Annotated in this window: 23 protein-coding genes; 16 read left to right on the forward strand and 7 right to left on the reverse strand. The window is 32.1% G+C overall.

Annotated features, from left to right (window positions below):
* Positions 1 to 34: 34 nt before the first annotated feature.
* The gene (locus CVD18_RS05550) at positions 35 to 1,204 is read right to left on the reverse strand and encodes a hypothetical protein (protein WP_103864455.1); all 1,170 of its coding nucleotides are present in this window, start codon (positions 1,202 to 1,204) and stop codon (positions 35 to 37) included.
* A gap of 100 nt (positions 1,205 to 1,304) precedes the next feature.
* Entirely contained in the window at positions 1,305 to 2,453 is a 1,149-nt protein-coding gene (locus tag CVD18_RS05555) for a response regulator transcription factor (RefSeq protein WP_233194479.1), read from the reverse strand.
* A gap of 168 nt (positions 2,454 to 2,621) precedes the next feature.
* On the opposite strand from CVD18_RS05555, the gene CVD18_RS05560 reads away from it, so the two are divergent.
* Positions 2,622 to 2,780, forward strand: a complete 159-nt coding sequence (locus tag CVD18_RS05560) for a YqaE/Pmp3 family membrane protein (protein WP_103864456.1) — start codon at positions 2,622 to 2,624, stop codon at positions 2,778 to 2,780.
* 12 nt (positions 2,781 to 2,792) lie between these two features.
* On the forward strand, positions 2,793 to 3,557 hold the full coding sequence (locus tag CVD18_RS05565) for a hypothetical protein (RefSeq protein WP_146052714.1): 765 nt from the start codon (positions 2,793 to 2,795) through the stop codon (positions 3,555 to 3,557).
* 113 nt (positions 3,558 to 3,670) lie between these two features.
* Here the strand turns inward: CVD18_RS05565 and CVD18_RS05570 are convergent, their stop codons facing one another.
* Positions 3,671 to 4,507: a hypothetical protein gene (locus CVD18_RS05570; protein ID WP_146052715.1), complete on the reverse strand. Its 837-nt coding sequence runs from the start codon at positions 4,505 to 4,507 to the stop codon at positions 3,671 to 3,673.
* Between the two features lie 174 nt (positions 4,508 to 4,681).
* On the opposite strand from CVD18_RS05570, the gene lipB reads away from it, so the two are divergent.
* Positions 4,682 to 5,380 (forward strand): lipoyl(octanoyl) transferase LipB, encoded by a 699-nt coding sequence (gene lipB / locus CVD18_RS05575; RefSeq protein WP_103864459.1) that lies wholly within the window; start codon positions 4,682 to 4,684, stop codon positions 5,378 to 5,380.
* An 87-nt stretch (positions 5,381 to 5,467) separates the two neighbouring features.
* Positions 5,468 to 6,004 carry a hypothetical protein gene (locus CVD18_RS05580; protein ID WP_103864460.1) on the forward strand — a complete coding sequence of 179 codons (537 nt, stop codon included), beginning with the start codon at positions 5,468 to 5,470 and terminating at the stop codon, positions 6,002 to 6,004.
* A gap of 93 nt (positions 6,005 to 6,097) precedes the next feature.
* Here CVD18_RS05580 and CVD18_RS05585 read toward each other — a convergent pair whose 3' ends face one another.
* The 3 genes from CVD18_RS05585 to CVD18_RS05595 all read right to left on the reverse strand — a co-directional run bounded on the left by CVD18_RS05585 (position 6,098) and on the right by CVD18_RS05595 (position 12,894).
* Positions 6,098 to 9,478: a zinc-dependent metalloprotease family protein gene (locus CVD18_RS05585; RefSeq protein WP_103864461.1), complete on the reverse strand. Its 3,381-nt coding sequence runs from the start codon at positions 9,476 to 9,478 to the stop codon at positions 6,098 to 6,100.
* A 199-nt stretch (positions 9,479 to 9,677) separates the two neighbouring features.
* Positions 9,678 to 12,185 (reverse strand): hypothetical protein, encoded by a 2,508-nt coding sequence (locus CVD18_RS05590; protein ID WP_103864462.1) that lies wholly within the window; start codon positions 12,183 to 12,185, stop codon positions 9,678 to 9,680.
* 106 nt (positions 12,186 to 12,291) lie between these two features.
* Positions 12,292 to 12,894, reverse strand: coding sequence for a ribonuclease HII (locus tag CVD18_RS05595; protein ID WP_103864463.1), 603 nt, complete (start codon positions 12,892 to 12,894; stop codon positions 12,292 to 12,294).
* Positions 12,895 to 13,028: 134 nt separating this feature from the next.
* Here CVD18_RS05595 and CVD18_RS05600 point away from each other — a divergent pair, with 134 nt between their 5' ends.
* The 9 genes from CVD18_RS05600 to CVD18_RS05640 all read left to right on the forward strand — a co-directional run bounded on the left by CVD18_RS05600 (position 13,029) and on the right by CVD18_RS05640 (position 21,547).
* The gene (locus CVD18_RS05600) at positions 13,029 to 15,020 is read left to right on the forward strand and encodes a putative porin (RefSeq protein ID WP_103864464.1); all 1,992 of its coding nucleotides are present in this window, start codon (positions 13,029 to 13,031) and stop codon (positions 15,018 to 15,020) included.
* 412 nt (positions 15,021 to 15,432) lie between these two features.
* On the forward strand, positions 15,433 to 15,894 hold the full coding sequence (locus CVD18_RS05605; protein ID WP_103864465.1) for a hypothetical protein: 462 nt from the start codon (positions 15,433 to 15,435) through the stop codon (positions 15,892 to 15,894).
* Positions 15,895 to 16,297: 403 nt separating this feature from the next.
* Positions 16,298 to 16,699 (forward strand): type VI secretion system tube protein TssD, encoded by a 402-nt coding sequence (gene tssD, locus CVD18_RS05610; protein WP_103864466.1) that lies wholly within the window; start codon positions 16,298 to 16,300, stop codon positions 16,697 to 16,699.
* Positions 16,700 to 16,943: 244 nt separating this feature from the next.
* Positions 16,944 to 17,231, forward strand: coding sequence for a hypothetical protein (locus CVD18_RS05615; RefSeq protein ID WP_103864467.1), 288 nt, complete (start codon positions 16,944 to 16,946; stop codon positions 17,229 to 17,231).
* 197 nt (positions 17,232 to 17,428) lie between these two features.
* On the forward strand, positions 17,429 to 18,877 hold the full coding sequence (locus tag CVD18_RS05620) for a serine hydrolase domain-containing protein (protein WP_103864468.1): 1,449 nt from the start codon (positions 17,429 to 17,431) through the stop codon (positions 18,875 to 18,877).
* Between the two features lie 119 nt (positions 18,878 to 18,996).
* Positions 18,997 to 19,275, forward strand: a complete 279-nt coding sequence (locus CVD18_RS05625; protein ID WP_103864469.1) for a putative quinol monooxygenase — start codon at positions 18,997 to 18,999, stop codon at positions 19,273 to 19,275.
* Positions 19,275 to 20,081, forward strand: coding sequence for an AraC family transcriptional regulator (locus CVD18_RS05630; protein WP_103864470.1), 807 nt, complete (start codon positions 19,275 to 19,277; stop codon positions 20,079 to 20,081). The genes CVD18_RS05625 and CVD18_RS05630 overlap by 1 nt, the downstream gene beginning before the upstream one ends.
* Positions 20,082 to 20,099: 18 nt before the next feature.
* Positions 20,100 to 20,594, forward strand: coding sequence for a hypothetical protein (locus CVD18_RS05635; protein ID WP_103864471.1), 495 nt, complete (start codon positions 20,100 to 20,102; stop codon positions 20,592 to 20,594).
* Positions 20,595 to 20,734: 140 nt separating this feature from the next.
* Positions 20,735 to 21,547 (forward strand): DUF2314 domain-containing protein, encoded by an 813-nt coding sequence (locus tag CVD18_RS05640; protein WP_103864472.1) that lies wholly within the window; start codon positions 20,735 to 20,737, stop codon positions 21,545 to 21,547.
* Between the two features lie 77 nt (positions 21,548 to 21,624).
* Here the strand turns inward: CVD18_RS05640 and CVD18_RS05645 are convergent, their stop codons facing one another.
* Positions 21,625 to 22,362 (reverse strand): SDR family oxidoreductase, encoded by a 738-nt coding sequence (locus CVD18_RS05645; RefSeq protein WP_103864473.1) that lies wholly within the window; start codon positions 22,360 to 22,362, stop codon positions 21,625 to 21,627.
* Between the two features lie 99 nt (positions 22,363 to 22,461).
* On the opposite strand from CVD18_RS05645, the gene CVD18_RS05650 reads away from it, so the two are divergent.
* The 3 genes from CVD18_RS05650 (at position 22,462) to CVD18_RS05660 (ending at position 23,986) form a co-directional block, all read left to right on the forward strand.
* Entirely contained in the window at positions 22,462 to 22,803 is a 342-nt protein-coding gene (locus CVD18_RS05650; protein ID WP_199185039.1) for a helix-turn-helix domain-containing protein, read from the forward strand.
* Positions 22,804 to 22,911: 108 nt separating this feature from the next.
* A complete protein-coding gene (locus CVD18_RS05655) occupies positions 22,912 to 23,463 on the forward strand; it encodes a Crp/Fnr family transcriptional regulator (RefSeq protein ID WP_103864475.1) in 552 nt (183 codons plus the stop codon).
* A gap of 76 nt (positions 23,464 to 23,539) precedes the next feature.
* Positions 23,540 to 23,986, forward strand: a complete 447-nt coding sequence (locus CVD18_RS05660) for a hypothetical protein (RefSeq protein ID WP_103864476.1) — start codon at positions 23,540 to 23,542, stop codon at positions 23,984 to 23,986.
* The last annotated feature ends 63 nt before the right edge of the window (positions 23,987 to 24,049 follow it).

Below are 24,049 nucleotides of genomic sequence, written 5' to 3' on the forward strand. Positions count from 1 at the left end.
GTTTATTATTGTCATAATATGTACTCTTTGAAAATTAGTTGATTTCTTGAATCAGTTTTGATATATCGTGATTAAAACTGTCCTTGGTGATGCCTGTTACTTCTTCTAATACAGGAAAGTAATCTTCATCTCTTTTACCGCAACTTAGTAGTTTGAATACTTCAGAAAAGCCTTGTTCTTTTTTTATTTTCTTTACTAATAATGCATTGATTGTATAGTCTACTCTAAGTGCTTTTCCTGTCTCATCTCCATAATTTTTGCCTTCATTATAAAGGGAGAGCCAATCAGTATTTGGAGTAGCGATAATAAATCGTTTGAATTTATTGAGAATCTCATCCCAACTATATCCCCAGCTGCCCCCAAAAAGAAAAGCACAACCCTCATCAACAGGTTTATAGGTTTTTTTCCTAGGTAGTATGTTACGTAATCTACTATGCCATAGGTCGTGTGGATCAAAATTTTCATAATCAGATGCTAGAATTCCATCAATGATTAGTGAAGTGTCATCTATTTTTGTTACTAGTGTATTATAGCTATACCCGTTGTAATCTGATTTGTAGTCAACACCAATTAATTTTAATGCTTCGTTAAAATTTTCTGCACAATATAATTGAGTAGGCTGTTTAGGAACTCCAAGAATCTTATCATATTCATTTACTTTGGCGAGGTATGCTTCTACTTTAGAGAATTCAAAATCCTTTTTGTAAAAAACAATAGTGTGATCAATCGTTTTTGTTTGCCAGGATATTGTATTTTGTTTTAAAGGAGAGTAAAAATAAAATCGACCCTGCTTTTTCTGTGCAAGAATGTTATAATTGGCTCTTAGTATAGGGGTGTTTTGATCTTGCCCTATATAATAAAATTGAATCAAATATTCTGTAGAAGTAAGTTTAAGGATATTATGAATATAGCATGTATAAAAAGTATCACTTTTGTATTTGGTACTTTTCTCAATATCTTTTAGTTCGTCTAGTAATACAGAAGTTTCTAGAATATATTTAGGTAAAACATACTCATTTTGAGTAGCAGGGTTGTTTTTGCTATAAATAAACTCATTAAATGATTTGATTAGTACTTGGGTAGTAATAGAATCCTTGGGCAACCATATATTTTCTGATAACAATACAGGTTTATCTTGTGCTTGTAGGTTACAAAAAGATATAATCAAGAATACCATTATCACTTTTGCAGAGATACTTTTCATTTACTTTGATTTTGATTAGTTGATATCAAAAATCAAAACAAAAGAGATTAATAACAATAAAAACAGGTTTGAAAAGGGGACTAGAACCCAGGTGGATTTTTTATTGTTTATTGATATACATTGATTTAACTTCGTTTCTGGTGCGTACGCCTAGTTTTTTGTATAAGTTATTAATATGTGTTTTTATGGTACTAATGCTTACAAACATGGTAGAAGCAATCTCTTTATTGGTTTTATCAGCAAGAATTAGGTTCAATACTTTTTGTTCTTGCTGTGTCAGGTTCATGTCTATTACGCTCTCTGAGTTTTTGTTTTTTCTATATTTCAGAAACTGAAAAATATTCATGAGTACAGAAAGAAGTAGTAGCAACAATATGAGCCATAACCATGATATGTTTGATGTTCCTTCTTTTGAATTGACTAAAAACTTATCAGAAGCCAACTCAGCTCTATATTGCTCTGTATAGGTGCTGTTAGGATATTTTTGCTCTAGCCGTTCTGCTAGGTGATCATAATACACATTATTTTTTAGGTCTTTTAGGTAATAAGCATACAATTTATTTGCTTTATCAGATAAAAAAGCATGTACATATAATTCTGTGAGTGGTTCATTTTGATTTTTTACATACTTATGTAATCTAGTAAACCATTTTTTGGTATTTATTTTACGATTGGTATTACTACGATAAGAAGCAAAAGCAAAGTGCATCTCATCTATGATAGAATCTACTTTGATAAAAGCATTACTTTTTTCGTTATCAGAAACGATTCTACAAAACATTTCATCGTCAAAAGAAAAAGGAAGTGTTAAGGTGTCGGTATTATTGGCAATAAAAAGCACCTCTTTGCTATCAGGGCAAATACCATTAAAATGAATTGGTTTTTTATCCTTTTCTGAGCAACCCTCGATATGAATTCTATACATATGATTTTGCACAGGGAGATTATCTCCTGTAAAACTAAAATATCCAGTCGTGTCACTTGTAGTTTTAGCAATAATTTGTTCAGGATATACTCCTGATAGCTGTCTATAATCTTCGATGAGTGATAAGTAGACATCTCCAGTCCAGTTTTTTTTATCTACATAGCCAGAAAACTCGTATTGAGAAGATGCTATTTTGGGAAAAAGCAGTACAATACAATACACTATTAGAAAATAAAATTTCATCAGTTTATCGGTGTTATTTTTTTTAATGGTTAGTCGTATTACTCTCAAGATGATCAGTGTTTTTACTTGTGGTATCATCATAGGATAATAGGATTGTCTAAAAATATAGAAATTAATTTTATGATGATATTGTAACAGAATAAAAATGTTACCTACATATAAGTAGATGTCTATTATATATTTATATGTATTTGCGTATGACATATAATGACTAAGTATAAATTTTAAATTATTTTTACAACATAAATTATGAGTATCTGGAGAGTTTTATTAGCTATTTTTTTTCCACCACTGGCCATATTGGATAAAGGTTGTGGATCTGTCGTGATTGTTTTATTATTAACTATTTGCGGTTGGGTTCCTGGAGTAATAGCGGCATTAGTAATATTAAATAACCCCAATAAATAACAAAAATATAGTATGAGAAGAATTTGTCTTTGTGTCCTGACTATTGTATCTGCAATGCTATTGACGGGATGTCAATTTTCTGAGAATCTTGAACTAAAAGAAGATGGTTCAGGAAAAATAACAATCAATTTTGATGGGTCTGAGTTGATGAAGATGGGGGGAGAAGAATTTTCTAAAGAAGGAAAAGAGAATGTAGATTCTCTGGTTGTTTTTAAAGATTTTCTAGAAAAAAATAAAGATAGTATCTCTAAGCTATCAAAGAAAGAGCAAGAGCGATTACAGAAATTAAAAGATTATACAATGCATGTTGTAATGAACTCTGAATCCAAGCAGATGAATATAGATATGTCTAGAGATTTTAAAGATATCTCTAAATTAGGTGATCTCTTATCAGACTTTAAAACAGGAATGGTTCTAGAAGAGGCTAATAGTAAAAAAACTAAAAGTAAAGGAGCTGTTAACCCTTTAGAAATGCTAAGTGAAGAAGAAGGAACAGAGGTGAGATATAGTTTTGTGAAAAATAAGTTTAGTAGAACTACAGAGATTATCGATGAAGAAAAAATGAAAAGAAGTTTAGATAGTCTTAAAGAAGCACGAATGTTTCTCTCTACTTCTAAGTATACACTAAAGTATACTTTTCCTAGAAAAATTGTGAAAATATCATCTGATAAAGCTACGTTTAGTCTAGATATGAAAACCTTTATTCTCGAAGTTGGTTTTATGGAGTATTTGGATAATCCTAAAATATTGGATATCGAGGTAGAATTAGAAAAATAATTTTTAAGCTAAAAAAAGGATATACTTTAGCTTAAATAATTTAATAAAAAGAAGAAGGTATGTTTAAACATACCTTCTTCTTTTTATTCATCATATTGGTATACAAAGAAAACCTATAAGAGTTGTCTTTGTATTAACTCTATTGCCATGTTACGAACTGCTTCATTACGTTTATTGTTGGTAAGACTAATGTTATGTTCTAGTGGCCCTACTTTTAGAAAAGGCTGATATATTTTTAATACAGCACCGCTGTAAGATGCTAATGGCACTTTTTTAGTGTTTAAAACAAATAGATATTCTCCTTTTACAGTTCCATATTCATAAATTGCATGGCCTATTAAAATATCATCACCATTTGGATCTTCTTGATAGATATCAAATTTCATTTGACTAACCATACTTTTATTTAACTGACTAATGGCATCTTTTTGGGCATGTGATTTTACATAGATATTAATATCATCAAATTTTCGATCTACCTTATGACCTCTATTTTGGATTAATTCTTTTTCTTTTTCTAAGTTTTTTAATATCCAAGAGGGTTTTTTAGGTGTTTCTGAAACAATTTCTTCAATCTTTGAAGAATCTAGACCAGTTGCAGAAAATAATCCAATTTCTAATGCATATGCAATAACTCGTTTTTCAGATAACCAATAATTCTTTTTTATTGAAATAGTATCTGGTATCTTATCACCATATATTGCACGGTAAGTATACTCTTTATCTTTAGGAAAAAGCAATGATTGCTGTGACATCTTCTGAGCTTTAAATAAAGGATTTTTATGAACATCACTTACTTGATAGTATTTAGAACTATCTATTTTTACTTTTTCAATATGAGCGACTTTTATCTTGTCGATAAAAACTTCTCCTTTTTTTACTTTCACTTTTTGAGCAGAAGAAAGAAGGCTCATAAGTAAGAACGCTAAGGTTACTAAGGAATTTTTCATTGATAGGGATTTAATTTTTGAATTCAAATATATAATTAAAACTTCAACTTCTAGATTTCAATAAAATAATTGATACTTATCCTAAGCATTGTTTTAGTATTGATGAGAGTTAATAATGCTAATGTTTATGGACTTGAATAAAGCCTTCATTTTATATCGTATCTTTGTATCTCTATGAATAAAAAAATTCTGGTTCGTGATCTCGGACTCAAAGATTATAAAGAAACCTGGGAGTATCAAGAAGTACTTTTTAAGGAAATTTTGGATATAAAAATTAAAAATAGAAGAGAGAATGCAGGTATAGAAACACCAAATCATTTTCTTTTTGTAGAGCACCCTCATGTATATACATTAGGAAAGAGTGGTGATATGAGTAATCTACTTTTGACAGAAGATCAGCTTAGAGAAAAAAAAGCCACCTTTTATAAGATAAACAGAGGAGGAGATATCACCTATCACGGCCCAGGGCAAATTGTTGGATACCCAATCCTTGACCTTGATAATTTCTTTACAGATATTCACAAGTACTTACGCTTTCTAGAAGAAATGGTAATTCATACACTGGAAGAATATGGTGTCAGTGCAACAAGAAGCGAGGGGGAAACAGGCGTATGGCTAGATGTAGGAACCCCATTTGCTAGAAAAATATGCGCTATGGGAGTACGTGCCAGTAGATGGGTAACCATGCACGGTTTTGCATTAAATGTAAATGCAAACCTTGGATATTTTGATCATATTATTCCCTGCGGAATCAAAGGAAAAGCTGTTACCTCACTCAATGTAGAATTAGGATTAGAAAAAGTAGATGAAGAAGAGGTGAAACAAAAGTTACTGAAACACTTCAAAACTTTATTTGAAGCAGAATTTGAGTAAATAGTATAGTTCCGATACTAAAAAATAGATTATCAGGTTTTTATATGTAGAAGTGCTTTAAACTTTTTTGAACACACGTATAAACTCATGAAGACACATCTTTATATATATATACTTATTCTTATATCAGGATGCAAGAGTTCTGATCTTATAAATACATTCACAGATACAAAAGATACTTCTCAATATCTAAGTAATAAAGCGTATTGCCCCAAAGAAGGAGACTGCACCATATCAATACATAAAAATACGATAATACACATAAAAAATGATACTGCAGGAAAGTATTACCCAGTACTAGAAAAAGGAGATTATAGCGTTATAGAATTTACATTTTTGATAAAAGGCCCTGAAGGTACTGCAGATGGTGATTATTCTGAAACTATCCATTTTGAAATAGATAAAACAACAAAACGTCTGACTTTAAAAAATAAAGAACTGGAACAAGTAAAATTGCTTTTTGGCAAACATTGCTTTTGTAGAGGAGAAGCAGGATATTATAAGATCAAAGAAGGCAATTTACTACTTCTACAAACCAACGATAAAATTACCATAGATTTGTCTTTCAAAATACCAGAGGTTACTCATAAACTTATGAGAGTACAAAAAGAAATCAAGTATTAATCTTTTATTGATAGTGTCTGATAAATCAGCTTTATAAAAAATAAGCGGCACATTTCTCAATGTACCGCTTAATAGGTAATTAACTAATAATATCTATTCTTGTATGAATTGTATGAATTGATATTTGCCTTGCCCTCCTGGATTTAGTTTTAGAATATATAAGCCTGAAGGTAATGCGCTTGTATTGATCGTTTTTTGAATAATTTTGCCTGCCATTACAGTTTTTCCTAAAAGATTGATGATCTCGTAAGAAGTATCTTTTTTAGAAACTACCACATTTAGTACATGAGTATCTCCTACAGGATTAGGAAATACAGAAGTCTTTAATGGTTCTGTAGTTATTTTATTGACGATAGTAATTCCTGTTTCTGATCTGGCAAGAAGATTACCAATAGTAAAGGCCGTAGACTCTGATGTGCCAAAAGAACCACCAGAAGCAATAGTAGCACCTTCAGAAGTAAGAGTATATGACCCGTTACCATAAGAACAGCAAATACCATCACCATAACTATCATTGATTACAAAAGTATATGTTCCTGAAGCTAAACACTCAGTCAATGTTATTGATGATCCGCTAGGTTGAGAATTATACGTTCCTCCTGATGCAACTACTTGATTGTTAATATTAGTGATCTCCCAACTAGTTTCAGCAGGGTAGTTATCAAATGTAAGAGATAATACGACATCTTTACAAGTAGGTGCTCCCCCTTCTGTAAGGCGTATATCATCTATTGCAATATCACCTTGCCATGTAGTACCTGTAACCCCGTTAAAGCGTAATTGTACAGATGAACCAGAATATGTACTTAAGTCTACATTTGCTGTTTGCCATGTATTTCCTTGGTTTCCAGATTTTGTCCAAACAGAAGACCATGTAGCACCGTTATCTGTACTGGCTTCCAAAGTAAGAGTTCCCATACTTGAAGCTCCATACATATGATATTGAAAATCGAATTTTGCCGTTGTAGTAGCGCTCAAATCAAAACAAGGAGAAGTAAGAATAGCTCTTTTCGATGGGAAATTAGGAGCAGAAGCCTCCATATAAACATAGTAAGTACCCTGTACAGCACTAGAAGGTCCAGTATTTCTTGATGGAGTTCCATTGGCATCTACGGCCCAATCAAAATCACCTCCTGTTCCTTGAGTCCATAACCCTAGCGTATTCTCAAATCCTTCTGTATACGGCAGTGAGGAAACTCCTGCACTACAACCTGTTCCTCCTCCTGATAAAGTAGTAACGCTTACAGGGGCACTTGCTCCAGACTCATTGCCAGCAGCATCTTTGGCTTTTACACTAAAACTATAGGTTGTGTTAGGAGATAATCCTGTAACTTGATATGAAGTATTAGATACAGTGCCAATTACCGTATTTGCTTGATATATATCATATCCTGTAACGGCAACATTATCAGTAGAAGCATTCCAACTAAGGCTTGCAGTTGTTGCTGTAATATTAGAAGCTGTTAATCCAGAAGGAACCGTTGGAGCCTGTGTATCTCCACCGCCACCGCCAGTGATTTGAAAATTGGCATTAGAAATATCATAAAAGATATTTCCAGACCCTCTTACCATAATTCTGTTTTGTGTTCCAGTAGCATTAGGTACAGTGATACTATGAGAACCATCATTTGTTACCGCAGTAGCAATTGTAACAGGATAAGTATTACCTCCATCTGTAGAAATCAAGATGTCTACATTAGCAGTATTAACACCATTGCCTGTTGTTCCTGCAACATCCCAGGTAACTGTCTGTGTTGATCCAGCAGCCCAGCTCACATTAGTATTTGGTGAGTTAACAACAAATGGTCCTGCTGCACCCGCAACAGTAATTCTTGAATTATCACTAGCACTGCTACCTCCGCCAGAGGCATTATCTCTTATTGTAAGTCTAAAATTCATAGTTCTGCTTACAGAAGGCACAACCTCCCAGGTAGAAGAAGTTTGTCCTGCAATTACTGTAGATAATGCAGGCATATATCTATCTGTAGAAGCAGTAGGAGTAAGAGATCTAAATGCTGGTCCACTTGTAGACGTAGCTACAGGAGGCATTGTCGCAGCTTGCGCATCCATTTGTTCCCAGCAATAGGTAAGATTGTCTCCAGCATTAGGATCGGTCCCACTACCTTCTAGTACAAAAGGAGTGGAAGCAGGAATCGTATAATCCTGTCCTGCATTTGCAGTAGGAGCAGCATTACCAGTATTACTTTGAGTACCACATCTACTACTAGTACCTTGAGTTATATTTTGCCACATTTCCTGTATGCTAATAGCATGAAAATATGAATCACTATTATTTTGTACGTTTGGAGCACAAATACCAGCATACCCCATAATTGTAGACGCACTTCCTGGCTCTACAGAAGCACTAGCCCTGTTGCAACTATTGTTTTGTGTATGATTACCCCCATATTGGTGCCCCATTTCATGGGCTACATAATCAACATCAAAAGGATCTCCCATAGGGCTACCACTACCTGTTACTCCACCAGCTTTTCTACTGCCACAAGGAGAATTTAGGTAAGCAACACCACCACCACCAGTACTAAACACATGTCCGATATCATAATTAGCAGAACCAATAGTATTGTCACAAACCGTTTGATTTTGACCTAACATAGATCCTCCATTATTATTGGTATAGCTATCAGTTTGGGCGTTTAAGAAAATAATATCATCATTATTGGCAACCAAAATCATAGTTACAGCCAAATCTCTTTCATAGATACCATTTACTCTGGTCATGGATATATTCATAGCAGAAAGAACTGCCGCTTTTTTTACTTGATCAGAGGCCGATTGACTTATTCCTTGATTGTTGAGGTGAAATTGTGCATATTCTCCTGTACATGCCAATGCCAGTCTAAACGTTCTAAGTTTACCATCATTCGCATTTTTTACAGAATTTAATTGTTGAGGATTGATAGCTGATTTTGCTTCCTCCTTAACCAAGCACTCAAAGCTATTAGGATTTGAAGGCAGGCTAGATTTAGCATAGCAGATATAACTTTGTCTATCTTTTGTATAAGGGTCAATATAGATAGTAGAATGAGTTCCCGAAGTAATCATTGCATTCAGTCCGATTTTTGAGAAACTGAATCGAGCAATTGCTGTAGGATCATCAATACCATATCCAACAAAAGACCGAATGTTAGGGAATTTTTTGGCAAGGCTTTCTTCAAATATCGAAGCTTCTAGAACTCTAAATCTTTTCAAAACCCCATCGTTTGTAGGAAGTTCCATAACAATACCAGCATTTTTTTGTTGCCCTCTAGACGGTGTGTTTTCCAGAATAGAAATCAACTCTTTGGTGTTTAGGTTAAATAGTTGATAATGAGTTGGTGTTGATTTTCTGAGCTCTTTTGATTTTGCTTGAGTTTTTGTAGGAGAAGCAGGGCTCCATAGTTGCGCATTTGCGCCAATACTAGACAGCAGAAAGCTGAATACTAGTATTTTACTGAAAATACTTGTTTTCATAATTGAGTTTGAATTTGTGATTAGTTACTGCCTACAACTACAAATCATATCGTTTAGTATGCAAGGGGTGGTATTTAACAAAAAGAAAAGAGAATTACTGTAAAATGCTAATGTAATGTTAAAAGTAAAACATGCGGTTTGATTTCTTTTTTAGCTTTGAGGAAACGTTAAAACTATTTCGTAGTTAACTCAGAATAAATTAATTGATCTGATAAATAAGGATGCCATTTTCTTCTCCTTGTACTACAAATTCTAGATTAGGATCTTTATCCATATTACCTAAACTTAACACAGAATTACCATAGACAGGAAAATTAGGAAATAACTCGCCATTACTATCATATAGGTATACTTTTTTTGCCTGTGCATCGGTAATTGTAACATAGATTTTATTATTAATATAATAAAGTTTAGGTGCAGTATATACTCCAAAGTCAAGTTCAAGAGTCTTACCTTTTATAGAAAGAGTATTTTCAGAAAAGGTAACTAGAGTCTTGTTGGTGGCTATGATATTGTTATCTTCATGTAAACCTAAATTCTGTTCTACTGCATTACCATCATTTTGTACCTGAATCAATGCACCGCTTTTGGTGGTAGATGTGAATTCATCTAGGTATTGATACCATTCATTTTTAGAAAAATCAACCTTTTCTTTTACTTTAACTCTCGTTTTACCAAGTCGGTCGAGAATAGTTAGTTTTCCGTTTTCTTCAGAAATCAAAATATAATCTTTACTTCCGATTCTGATATGTTTAGGAGGTAAGATAAGAGCAGACTCTGTATTTTTAAACCTGAAACCAGTAACAACTTTAGCCTGCGCATCAAACATTTTGATATCATTACTATGAGTAGTAATAATACGATATCGTTTACTTTTGTCATAATCAAATAATGCCAGAGGTTGGGTCATTGGTTTTTCAAAAGCTTTAGGGTAAGGGCTTACATCTTTTCCATTACGATCTACCAAATAAAGGGTGTTAGCAGTATTGAATAGTAATTGATATCTACCATTTTTATAGATATCAATTTGTTGGATATCCCCCATGATTTCTCCATCAATTTGTTTTTTCCAGAAAATAGAACCTGTGTCAGAAATCAGATATAAATTATTTTCTATATCCTGTACTGCTGCATCCATTCCTTTGGTTCGATGGTTTTTTACAAGAATAGGTTTGGTTAGTACTTTGTTTTCTAGTGTTGTCGATGCTATTTGAGTTACAGAAGTAGCTGCTCCTTTGGCTCTGTTTTTTTGTAAAACACTATGCAGATGAGCAAAATCATTTTCTTTTATGATCTGTACAATACCAATTTGATATCCTTTGTCTTTCAAATCTTCCCATTGCTTGGTATATGTTTCTTTGGCATTTTTAGAAATGTATTCTTTTATGTTTTTTACAGTACCAGCAATCAATATAGAAGATTCATCAGATAAATTCTGGATCGTAGATTTGTAATACTCTTGATCGTTGAGTAACGTCTGATTCTGTATATTAGCAATAATATCTTTGAGGCTTTTGATAGAAGAACCAAAAATCACAAATTCATTATGAGTAAAATAAAATTTGGATGCAAAATCTTGTACCAAAGGGTGTAGTACTTGTGCAAAATCTGCAATATTTTTATATGTATAAATAGGGATAGTTCTATATGTCTCGATTTTATCACCAGCCAGACTTTCTTCTATTGCAGGAATATCGAGAGAGTTTAAGACCAATACATTTTCTTTTTCTAAAAAAATCATACCTATTTCTGATACACCTGATAAAACATTATCCAGATCTGTAGGAATATCTTCTAATGCTCTGTCTTGTGCAAAAGATAAATTCTTTTTTAAAACATCAAAATTGTCATAAGTGTATGATATAAATCCTTTTGCGGTAATGGGGGTTACCTTTGCGATTTTATTCTCTTGAGGAGTGGTATTATCAAAAATTCCGATAGTACTGGATAAAGAATCTTTTTCTATAGCAATACCATCCATATAGATTGCATTTTGATCTACAGTAGCATCAGCGGCAATCCACCCACTAAAATTTTGCAAACTCTTAAGTTCGATATTGGGCAAGAGAGAGTTGTGTATATTTTGTAATTTTTTACCATTGATCAATACAGAAAGCTCATTTTCTGTACCCGAAACCTCGTATACTTTTTGTAAATCCTTATCAACAGGAATAGGAGTAGTTTGAGTTCTAATTGCATTTTCTATCAATAATTGAGAAGAAGAAGCAATTAGAATACTATCCTTTTGCGTAGCATAAAATGAGTTTCCTTGTGTTTGAATTTTATAGATCGTTTGATTAGAGTATGAGATGGTCTCTATCTTTTTTGTGTTGAGTGAGTCGTTACTGATTAGAGAAGGATCAAATTTTGAAATATAGGTATACTCATAGTCATTTTTTCCTAGCGGAGAAAAGCAGAGCAATCCTTCTGGTTGAGTGGATGTAGTAAGTACTGGTAAGTTTTTGAAATATTCAAAAAAAGCAACTTGCCCATTGTTTTTTATCAAGTTGTTGTCCCGCAATGTATTGGTAGCCCCTTCTAGATTATTAATTTTTACAATGATCTGAGAATCTTTAGGAATATGATCCAATAAAGAATTAGATTTCTTAGAAGTATCATCACAAGAAATAGCAATGAAAACTAATAGAACAGTAACAACCTTTTTGAGTATGAGAGTGTGTTTTGTATTCCTGAATTCTGTTGTCAAAATAAAAAAATTTAGTATTCTGGTTCGCAAAATATGTAGTCTAATTAAGTAATCAAAATATAACTCAATATATTAAGTGATATCTTTGAATTTGTCAAAGATATAATTATTTGAGATTCAGTGCGAGTTGTTCGGGTAATAACCTAAAGCTTTTTCTATGGTATTTGGTAATTCCATGTTTACGGATAGCCTCTCGATGCTCTACGGTAGGATATCCTTTATTTTTTTTCCAGTTATACATAGGGAACTCTTCATGTATTTTTTCCATAAACTCATCACGGTATGTTTTTGCCAATACAGAGGCAGCCGCAATATTCAAATATTTTCCGTCACCCTTTATAACGCAAGTATGGGGTATATTATGATAAGGCTTAAAACGATTTCCATCAACAATAATATGTGCTGGTTCAGGATTCAATTGTTTGATAGCCCTTTGCATTGCAAGGATCGAAGCATTGAGGATATTAATTTTATCAATTTTATCCATAAAAATATGTGTCACACCATAGGTCAATGCACAGTCTTCTAGTAGTGGTTTTAGTGTATTTCTTTTTGCTTCACTCAATTGTTTAGAGTCATTGAGGATGTCGTTGCTAAAATCATCAGGTAAGATAATAGCTGCCGCAGTTACAGGTCCTGCAAGGCATCCGCGACCAGCCTCATCAGTGCCACACTCAAGAATATCTGGATTTAATTGTAATGTAAGCATAGTACGAAGATACAGTATGAATAGAATACCTGAAAACTATTTTTTGAAATTGTTAGAAAAGTTAATTTAAACGAACAATGAGTATGATTTAATTTCGTTAAAAAAGCATATTTTTGCCACAGTTCAACAAGCTAATGAGAAAACACATATTATTTATAGTTGCACTACTATCGGTAACGATGATTTGGGCGCAAGATAGAAATCAAGGAAGAATAAAAGAACGATCTCCAATAGGAGATAATGAATCCAAAGAACCTCGAAGGTCATTACGACAGTCCAAAGAAAAAAAAGAAAAACCACTGATAACTGCATATAAGATCATTACAATAGATAATGATACTACCTATGTAGATACTACACTGACTATACAAAAAGATTATAAGTTCAATTATTTGCGAAGAGATGATTTTGAGTTAATACCGATTCATAATGTAGGGCAAACCTATAATAGTTTGGCAAAACGAGAAGAAAGAAATCATCTGTTACCACTTTTTGGTGCGAGGGCCAGACATTTTAATTTTATGGAGGCAGATGATATCAAATATTATCAGGTTGCCACACCATTTACCGAATTGTATTTCAAGACCACTTTTGAGCAAGGACAACAATTAGACGCTTTTTTTACGGTTAATACCTCACCAAGGCTTAATCTTACCATTGCTTACAAAGGAGTTCGGTCATTGGGTAAATATCAACATGCATTAACCAGTACTGGTAATTTTAGGGCAATAGCAAGTTATATAACAAAGAACGATCGGTATAAGATACGCACACACTTTGTATCACAGGATTTGCTTAATGAAGAAAATGGAGGACTTTCTACAGAGGGGTTAAATCAATATTTGGCTACAGGAAATTTTGTAGGAGAAGGAGATGAATTTGCAGATAGAGGATCGGTATCTGTAAATTTTGAAGATGCAGAAAATATCCTTTTGGGTAAGCGATTTTATCTCAATCATGAGTTTGATATACTCAAAAAGACTGATAGTAGTAGTACAAGCCTATCAATAGGGCATATTATGAATCTTACCGATAAGAGATTTAAATTTGAGCAAACGGCAATAGCACCAGAGAATCTTTTGGGGCAATCCTATGTAGCAGCCAATTTATCAGATAATGTAGCATTAGAAGATTTTAACAATCAGGTGTTTCTAGGGTTTAAAAATAAATGGTTGGGGGATTTGCGTATATCAGGAGGAAGCTCTAATTATAACTATGGCTATAACAGTATACTTAATCAAGCAGATGAATCTGGAAATATTACCAGTATTACAAACCGTATCAAAGGAGATATATATACTGTAGGAGGAACCTATAAGAATAATTATAAAGGGTTTGAAGTGTTTGCAGATGGACAGACGATTGTATCTGGCGATTTTACGGGTAATTATTTTAATGCAGGAGCAGGATATGAGTTGAACGACAACTATGGGTTGTGGGCAAAAATAAGCTCAGAATCAGTAGCGCCCAATTACAACTTCCTACTGTATCAAAGTGATTATGTAAACTATAATTGGCAAAATGATTTTTCTAATACAGAGACTCAAAAAATACAAGTAGCAGTCAAAGCAAAGAAAATAGCTACTATAGAAGCTAGTTATGCTACCATAAATAACTATACCTATTTTACCAAAAATGCAGATGCAGAGATAACTCCTGTGCAAGCAACAAATGATATAAAACTATTAAAAGTAAAACTTACACAAGGATTAGAGTATTGGAAACTAGGTTTGGATAATACCGTAATGTATCAGGATGCACAAGGAGGAGAACAGGTATATAATGTACCGCAGATAGTAACCAGAAACAGTTTGTATTATCAAGACCATTGGTTCAAGAAAGCATTGTTTTTGCAAACAGGAGTAACACTCAAATACTTTACTAGTTATAAAGCAGACGCATACGATCCCGTATTATCAGAATTTTATGTTCAGAATACCGAAGAAATAGGAGGATTCCCACAATTTGATATCTTTTTTAATGCCAAAGTACGCCAAACACGTATCTATTTTAAATATGAAAATATAGGAGAAGCCTTTAGTCAGAACAATCAATTCTCTGCTCCAGGCTATGCTACTCGTGATGCCGTATTACGATTTGGTGTGGTATGGAATTTCTTTTTGTAGCCCCATCTATTATTATTGCATTGAAGAAAGGAAAATTCAGTATAGCCATAGTTACGATTAATTTTTATTTTGAAGTATAGACGAAAAGAGAATTTTATTGCGGTAAACTCAACGTGTAAATTATAACGTAAAGCCCATGAAGCATTCGTTTGAAATAAACCTTTAATTTTTAAGGCAAGCTTCAAATTATTAAAACCTCACTTAGTGAGTAAAGTGGGGAACTATAAAAACATCGAATATCATTTTCTCATTACTTAATACTGATTTTTTATTGCTATTTAAAATGTAAAACTTTAGTAATCATAAGGTAACATTTTTTATTGTTTATACATATACTTCTATACGTCCTTAAACTGGCGTAAAAAACAGAAAGTATTTATAACAATAATTATTCACTTAAAAAAACATTTTAATGGCAACAGAAAATCAAATAAGTATTGAGATCCCACAAGAAATAATCGACAATATCACAACCAAACTACAAGAATGTAGAAATGATCTAGCTCCTTATTTACAAGCATTAACAGGAGAAGACAGAATGGGGTTGCTCAAAATGGGAGATAAATCATTATCTACCGTGCAAAAAGTAAAATCCTATATCCAGACCAATCCAGAATTTGTACCTGCATATATGGAGAAAGAAGAGTTTTTAAAAGACGAAGCCGTGGTAACACAACTTACTCCCATAGCCAACCTTGCAGAGCAACTTTTTTCTGATGTAGATGATACTCGCTTATTAGCAGGTAGTGAGGCTCTAAAAGCTTCTCTTTTGTATTACGGACAAATACGAGAAGCCGATAACAAAGGAGTAACCAGTGCAAAACCTATCTATGAAGATTTAAAACAAAGATTTTCTAAAAGAAGAAAAAGCTAAGTGTTCCAGTTTTTTTAGAACCAACTGATTTTTAACCAAAAAGCTGCTAATTTGAACCTTTTTGGTGCTTCGAAGATACTTTTAGGTTCTTTTTATAAGCTTTTTGCTTCTTCAAAGAACCTTTTAGGTTAAAATAATAACCTTTTTCCTTCTTTTTATAACCTAAAAGTATTTACTAAGATACTTTTTGTATCAATCGATCAGCTTTTAGCTTAAAATTATAGTTTTGTAGAAATATTAAATAACGAAAAGAAATGAAAAACCACAAAATTTAAAATAGAAAGATAGTATAAAACCTGAATTTGAGTTATATTTATTTCATTCCAAAACTTTTTGAACCTGATATCATTTTAGAAATAAGATAGTATTAGTTAATGTAATATAGTAAAACCGATAATATAATATGCCAATAAAAACACAACTAATCATTGATCATAAAAGGTATAATCTAATGGAATGTTTTTTTAACTTCTCTAAGCCTAGAAATGATACTGATAGAGAGAGAGTCAAATCAAAAGAGAATAGCATTATTGTTTTGATTGATTTTGATAAACAAAAAGAACTTGTTGATTGGGCAGAAAGTGATACAGCTACTCGTAATGGTAGAATCATTTTTTTTAACGAAGATGAAACAGGTATAAAATTTTCTCTGAGTTTTCAAAAAGGATATTGTATTGATCTGTCTATTGAGCATAGTAATTTTTCAGAAACAAAGATGCGCGCTAAACTCAAAATTAGGGCAGATAAAATGAGTATTACAACAGATGGCTATATAAGTGATTTTCCTTCTCCTTGTCTAAATTAGGAACGATGTCTGAAATTTGAAAAGTTAGAACAGGAGAATCACAAACTAAAATCATTATCCGATCGATTATTGAAGATTGAAAAAATGCTTAACTCAAAAGAATAGGCAGTAATCCGCTTAGAAATTAAACGCAAGGCAATAACTCACATGTAGCCCAAGTAGTAACCATTCGTCTTAGAGAAAACGGTATCCTACATAAAGAAAATAGTATGTGCTATTTTTGATCCAATTACAATGTCAGGTCATGTTAGAAATAAAAAAACTTCTTAAAATAACAATACTATCAAGTTTAGTGTTTTTTACGATGTCTTTTTTTAGTGTTCTGGATTATATTTGTAATAACAATAACCTTGGATTAGAAATAGGTTTTCCTTGTATCTATTATTATCGGTTTTTTGTAGATGATAATGATATTCGATTTGGTTGGAATCTTAAAAGTTTGATGATTGATATAGGTGTAATATGGGGCTGCACCCTGTTAATATATGTAGGGTGTAAAAAAGTGAATAAGTATACATGCAACAAGAAATAATATAAGTATCCATTTATTGATTAGGTAAGCAAGGTTAAAAGAGTATATCCATACAAGATGATTTTGATGTTGTTAGTATATTAAAGCTTGATATACAGGATTTCTTTTAGCGTGATGTGATCTAACATAGTGTAACAAAGTTTGATAGTGTAAGACCAATAACTATTAATTTCATCATCAATCAAAATCATACTAACATGAAAAGATACATCACTTTACCAAAAATTATAGTGACTGTTTTTGTAATAACTATCATACTATCTTGTTCAGAAAAGCCAAAAACAATACCAGAAAGCAATCTATTCAACACAGAAATTGACACCTATCTTTCTGATTTGATAAAAGCAGATCAAATCCCAGGAATGGCGGTAGCAGTAATTCAAAAAGGAAAGGTCATTCATAAAAAAAATTATGGACTAGGAAATATAGAACATAATGTACCAGTAAGTGATAGTACATTATTTAGGGTATATTCGGTTTCTAAGTTAATCACATCGGTTGCCGTATTTCAACTTATAGAAAAAGGGAAACTTTCATTAGAGGATTCGATTTCAAAATATATCGATGACCTTCCTCAATCTTGGCAAGACATAACGATAGCCCATCTTTTGACTCACTCTTCTGGGCTACCCGAATATAAAGAAGAAACTCAAGGTATGTCTGATAAAGAATTATTGTTAAAAATATTTGATGATACGCTACAATTTGAGAAAGGAAATCGATTTAAATATAATCAAACCAACTTTTGGTTCCTTAAGCGTATAATAGAAAAAGTAACACAACAGAAATTTCATGATTACTGCATAGAAAATCAATTTTCTGAAGTAAAAAAGCAAGCCATATATGCTTCAAACTCTCTACTTGCAATTCCTAATAGAACCCCTAAATATAAGTTTGATAAAAAAAATAATGCTTACGAAATCACCACTCATAAAGCAGGAGAACGATCTCATGCAGGTAATGGATTGAATGTAACTTTGAATGCATTGATAAAATGGAATGCTCAATTGGATCAAAATATTCTTATTACAGAAAAAACAAAAACACAAATGATGACAGCTTATGAATATCAAGGTAAAAACACTCCATTTGGATATAGTTGGGGGATTTATGGGCCAGAAGATAAGCAGTACTATGGATTTGCAGGTGGCGGAGTAGGTGCTTTTATGAAATTTATTGATAAAGATATTACCATAATCATTTTGTCAAATGGATTCAAAAATAGACCAATTATTAGTAATGCGATAACTTATATTTCTGGAGTAGTAGATAGTAGTCTAGTCAGAAAAGATAGAATGTTAAATGAAGAAGTTCGACTTGCATTTTTATTGAATACTTATGATGAAGCATTAAAAACATACCAGCAAAAGAAACGTAAAAACCCTGAAATAAATTTTGAAAGAGCTCTTAATGAAATGGGGTATTACTTTTTGTCAATTAATAAAACTAATAATGCAATAGCACTATTTGAGATGAATACAAAAGAAAATCCAAAATCTGCAAATGCATATGATAGCTTAGGAGAAGCATATTTTTTGGCAGGTAATAATACATTAGCACTTACAAGCTATAAAAAATCAGTAAAACTTAATCCAAAAAATGAAAATGCACAGAAGTGGATTGAAGTAATTGAAAAAAACAGATAGCCATACTGCTTTGTATACATAAAGAATACTTGTGGTATATTGCATAAAACAATAGGTGTCGATTTTTTACAATCTTATACAATATCAAACACTCATATTTGTAGTATAAAAACATACAGATGAAAAAAGTAATTATTGCTCAATTGAGTGTGCAAGAAAACAAAGTCAATATTTTTTTAGACCATGCCAAAATAATGGTGGCAAAAAGTAATGAAGAAGCAGGATGTTTAACCTATAAATTGTTGAATGATTTTGATAAAGAGAATGACTTCTTTATATATGAAGAATATAAAAATGAAAAAGCAATTGCAGATCATAATGCATCAGGACATTTTAAAGAATTCTTAAATAGTGTCATGCCACTCTTGACAAAAAAACCGACTATTGAAACCTTTTAATGATCACAAAAAGAACATATAGACCCACTTCATATTTATCAAAATATATAGATCGGTTTTATATCGTAGAACATTCCAATAATAACAATTCTGGGCTACCTCCTATTTTACCAGGAACAGGCTTAGAATTGTTGTTTCATATAAATGAGACTGTATCAGTTGATTCGCAACCATTAGAAAAAGGACATATAGTATGCCCAAGAACCATCTCTTATTTTGATCACATCGATAACGCAGCATTTATAGCTGTGAGGTTCAAAAGCGGGGCATTTAGACATTTTACCTCCATCCCTTTTTCAGAATTAAACAACACATATATATCTGTACAAGATATATGGGGTAATAGAGGAAAGGAGTTGCTCTGTAAACTAGAACACATTCTAGCAATACCCAGTAAAATAAAAGAAATAGAAAAATTCTTATTACACGCATTCAATACGTATCATCAAACAAAAAATGATAAATGGGATACTGTAATACATGATCTGTATTACCATTTTAATGAGATGACTATCAAAGAAGCATCAGATAAAACAAAGATAGGACTTCGGCAATTTGAGAGAACCTTTAAAGATCAGTTTGGTATTACCCCAAAAATATTTCAAAAAATAACACGATTTCAAGACACTACAAAAAAAATACTACTCAATAAAAACACAAGTTATTTGCATGAAGCATTAGAAAATGGGTACTACGACCAAAGTCATTTTATAAAAGAATTCAAATATTTTTCAAATAAGACACCCGCAAAATATTTTTCTGAAAATGAGCTTGATAACCATTTTTATTATAAGTCAATTAAATAAAAAAGAAGAGGATGTCAAATGAGTAAAAAGGAACATGTTTTTTGGGGAAGAGTAGAAGAAGATTGGGCAGGGTTTTCGGCAGGAATAACCTTTGTTTCAAATTATTTTGATAAAGAAGTTATCCTATTTCTGGGAGAAGAATATGATGAAGAAGGAGAAGAGATAGAAACCACTCCTACAGATAAAGAGCTTACAGCATATCAAAAAACGTATATGCGGTTTCTTGATCATATAGAAGATATCATAAAAAAGATAAAAAAAGAAACATTCTATAGGTACAAAAAATTGTATGCACATTATTATGAAAATGAAAGCAAATCAGGAGAAAAACCACTGCAAATAGATTCTGTAGAGAAACATTTCAAATACATAACAACCATTAATTATATCAGAATTTTAGAAAACGACGAAATTAAAATTTTGATTCACTATAAGTTAGATAGTGAACATGGACTTGAATTGAGAGTAAAAAATAATCAAATTGTAGCTATAGGAGGAATAGCAGAAACATGAGGCTAGTAAATACAGGAAAAAATCATAGCTTTACCTGTCAGATTAGGGAATTAAATAAACGAATACAATGAAGTGAAAAGAACATTTTTATAACGAATTGAAAAAAGTTTTAAATCACTTCAATAACAACAATCAATAGTATGGGGATTTTTTCAAATCTATTCAATAAAAACAAAAACGATCAAGATAAAGAATCAGAAGAAGAGCTACCAATATTTTATGCTCAGAAAGATTCAAAAATGCAACAAGCAATAGATAAAGCGCGATCAACTTTTAAATATTTTTGGAGAGAATTATCATGGGAACATAGAAGAATCATTCCAGCCCATGGTTTTGCCTGTGTAAAAGTAACTTTTACACAACAATTTGAGGGAGATGACACCCCTGTAACAGAGCATATGTGGATTAATGAGATTAGCTTTGATGGTGCAACCATATATGGTATTTTGGTTAATCAACCCAATGCACTTACCAATATAAAACAAGGAGATGCAGTAACGATTTCTATGGAAGAAATCACAGATTGGATGATCTCTATAGCAGGAAAAACCTACGGAGGGTTTACCATTCAAGCTATGAGATCAGATATGAGTGAACAAGAAAGAAAAGCCCACGATGAAGCTTGGGGATTAGATTTTGGAGATTATGAAGATATTCTTACTGTATTTGAAGAAAAAGAAAACCCTCAAAACTTGATAGAACACCCAATGTCTATCAATATGAAAGAAAAGCTAGAAGAATTTTTACAAGAAAATCCAGACGAAATTCACAAAAAATATGATAATGGATATACCATGCTTATCAATGAAACCATCGCAGGTAATAAAAGTTCTGTAGAAATATTAATCAAAGCAGGGGCAGACGTCAATGTAAAAACTGATGATGAAAAAACAGCACTTGATTATGCGAAATTGTTAAATTGGGAACATCTAATTCCAATATTAGAAAAATAGAGCAACCAGATAAAACCTGCCAATAAGTATTGACAGGTTTTAATTTAACTAGTTTAAGAGAGAAAAGATAAGATATATTACAAAGTAGTACCTCCATCTACAATTATTTTTTCATTTCGTAAAACCAGAGATTTATCAGAGATGAGAAACTCAACTATCGGAGCAATATCATTAGGTTGAACAATTCTTCCGATAGGAGAAGTACTAGAAAAATGATCCAGTAAATTAGTAATCGCTTCATCACTCATACCAGATTTTTTCTGAATAGGACTCTCTGTAACCCCAGGGCTTACTACATTGGTTCGAATACCTTTTGGTGCTAATTCAATGTTCAAGACTTTAGCAATACTCTCTAAAGCAGCTTTGCTTGCAGTGTACACCGCTGTATCAGCAAAAGTTTTAAAAACAACAATAGAAGTATTAAGTACAATACTAGATGGATTAGTAAGAATTGGAATAAATTTTTGAATCGTAAAAAAAGCCCCTTTAAAGTTGATACTCATAGTCTCATCAAACAAGGACTCAGAAGTATCTTCAAAACTAGAAGCCTTGAATATCCCCGCGTTGATAAACAAACCATCAATTTTGCCAAACGTATTTTTAAGTTGCGCTACCAAGGTATCGATCTCAGACAGATTACTAGTATCTGATAGATAACCAATAACATTTTTTCCTAATTTCAATAAAGCATTATCCAAGTTGCGTTGTGTTCTTCCTGTTAGCACAACTTTATACCCTAAATCAATAAGATATTTAGCACAGGCAAAACCTATACCAGTCGTTCCTCCTGTAATTACTACAGTCTTAGTATTCATATGTTCTTTTTCTTCAAAAGTAATTTTATACTAACTTTGAAACAAGAACTTACCTCTAGGTAAGTAACAAACCAGTGAGTTGGAAAAATGATAGTATCTATGAAAACAGAAGAAAAAATAATTAAAAAAAAATATCAACAAGCCAAAGAATGCCCCATTACACTATTTATGGAGCAAATAGGAGGGAAATGGAAACCAGTAATAATTTGGCTTTTGTTATTAAATGATGTTATGAGGTTCAATGAACTCGATAAAGCCATCGAGGGGATAAGTCAAAAAATGCTATCACAACAATTAAAAGACTTAGAGAAAATAGAGATAGTAAAAAGAAAAGCCTATCCCGTTATTCCCCCTAAAGTAGAATACAGATTAACAGATAAAGGAAAATCACTCAAAGAAAATCTAACCAAAATCATGGAATGGAGTAAAGATCATCTGTAGTAGAATGGTATTAGAATTAACCCTTACGACCAAGGGTTTTATAAGTATTGATCTTCCCTTTAGTATAGACTGCCGAAATAATTAATAACTAGCAATACAATCAAACGAATGAATCTGAATAATTTATCAGAAATAATGCCACCAGATTTGACCGCCGAAATTCTTGGGCTTATTACAGAAGAAAAATATAAAAAAAACCATATTCTGCATAAAGAAGGTACTACATGTAATTATATTTATATAGTAAAGACAGGAATTGCCAGAACCTTTTATCATAAAGAAGAAAAAGATATCTCGGTACATTTTGCATTAGAAGGAGATGTGACCACAGCAATAGATAGCTTGATCAGTAGAGAAAAAAGTAGATACGGGATAGAGTTACTAGAAGATTGTGAATTAAAAGTTATTTCTTATAGAGAGCTTCAAACCTTACTATCAAAATATCCGCAATATGAAGAATATATCAGAGCAATAATCTTACACTCCTATGTTCAATTAGCAAATAGAGTAGAAGAATTCTTATTCTTCAATGCAAAAGAAAGATACGATAACCTGATCAAAGAAAAACCGAAGCTATTACAACGTGTCAATTTGGGGCATATATCTTCTTACTTAGGGATTACTCAAGAAACTTTGAGTAGGATAAGAAAATCTGTTTAAGGTTTCTTTTTTTGATATATGTCAAAAGAGATTAATCCTTTAAAAATTACCTTTACCTTAGAAAACAATATACCATATGATATCAATAATAGGAGGAGGAATAGGAGGGCTTACATTAGCATTAGCATTAGCATTTGAGAAACTAGGAGTAGAATATAATTTATACGAGCGAGCAGAAACACTTACAGAAGTTGGAGCAGGGATCTGGATTCCTCCCAATGCATTACAAGTATTACAATGGATTGATCAGGATTTGTTTGATCAAATTAAAGAAGGAGGAAATGTTATAGACAGAATCGTATTGGGTGACTCTAAGCTTAAACCTATTTCAGATACAGATCAGGGGTTTATCAAAAATATATTTGGTTTTTCTACAATAGCAATACATAGAGGAAAACTTCAATCCATACTTTATGAGTTTGCAAACAAAGAGAAAATAAAACTAGGTAAATCCTCTAAGTACATGACAAAAAATGGTTTATGTTTATATTTGTTTGATTTAAAGCATTTAACAATGTGTTAGCTATATAGTCTAACCCATATTTAAATATTGTTTTAGCTTTTCTCCCATGTTTTTTGATGATGA

It is taken from the genome of Aquimarina sp. I32.4, assembly GCF_002924285.1.
Lineage (GTDB): Bacteria > Bacteroidota > Bacteroidia > Flavobacteriales > Flavobacteriaceae > Aquimarina.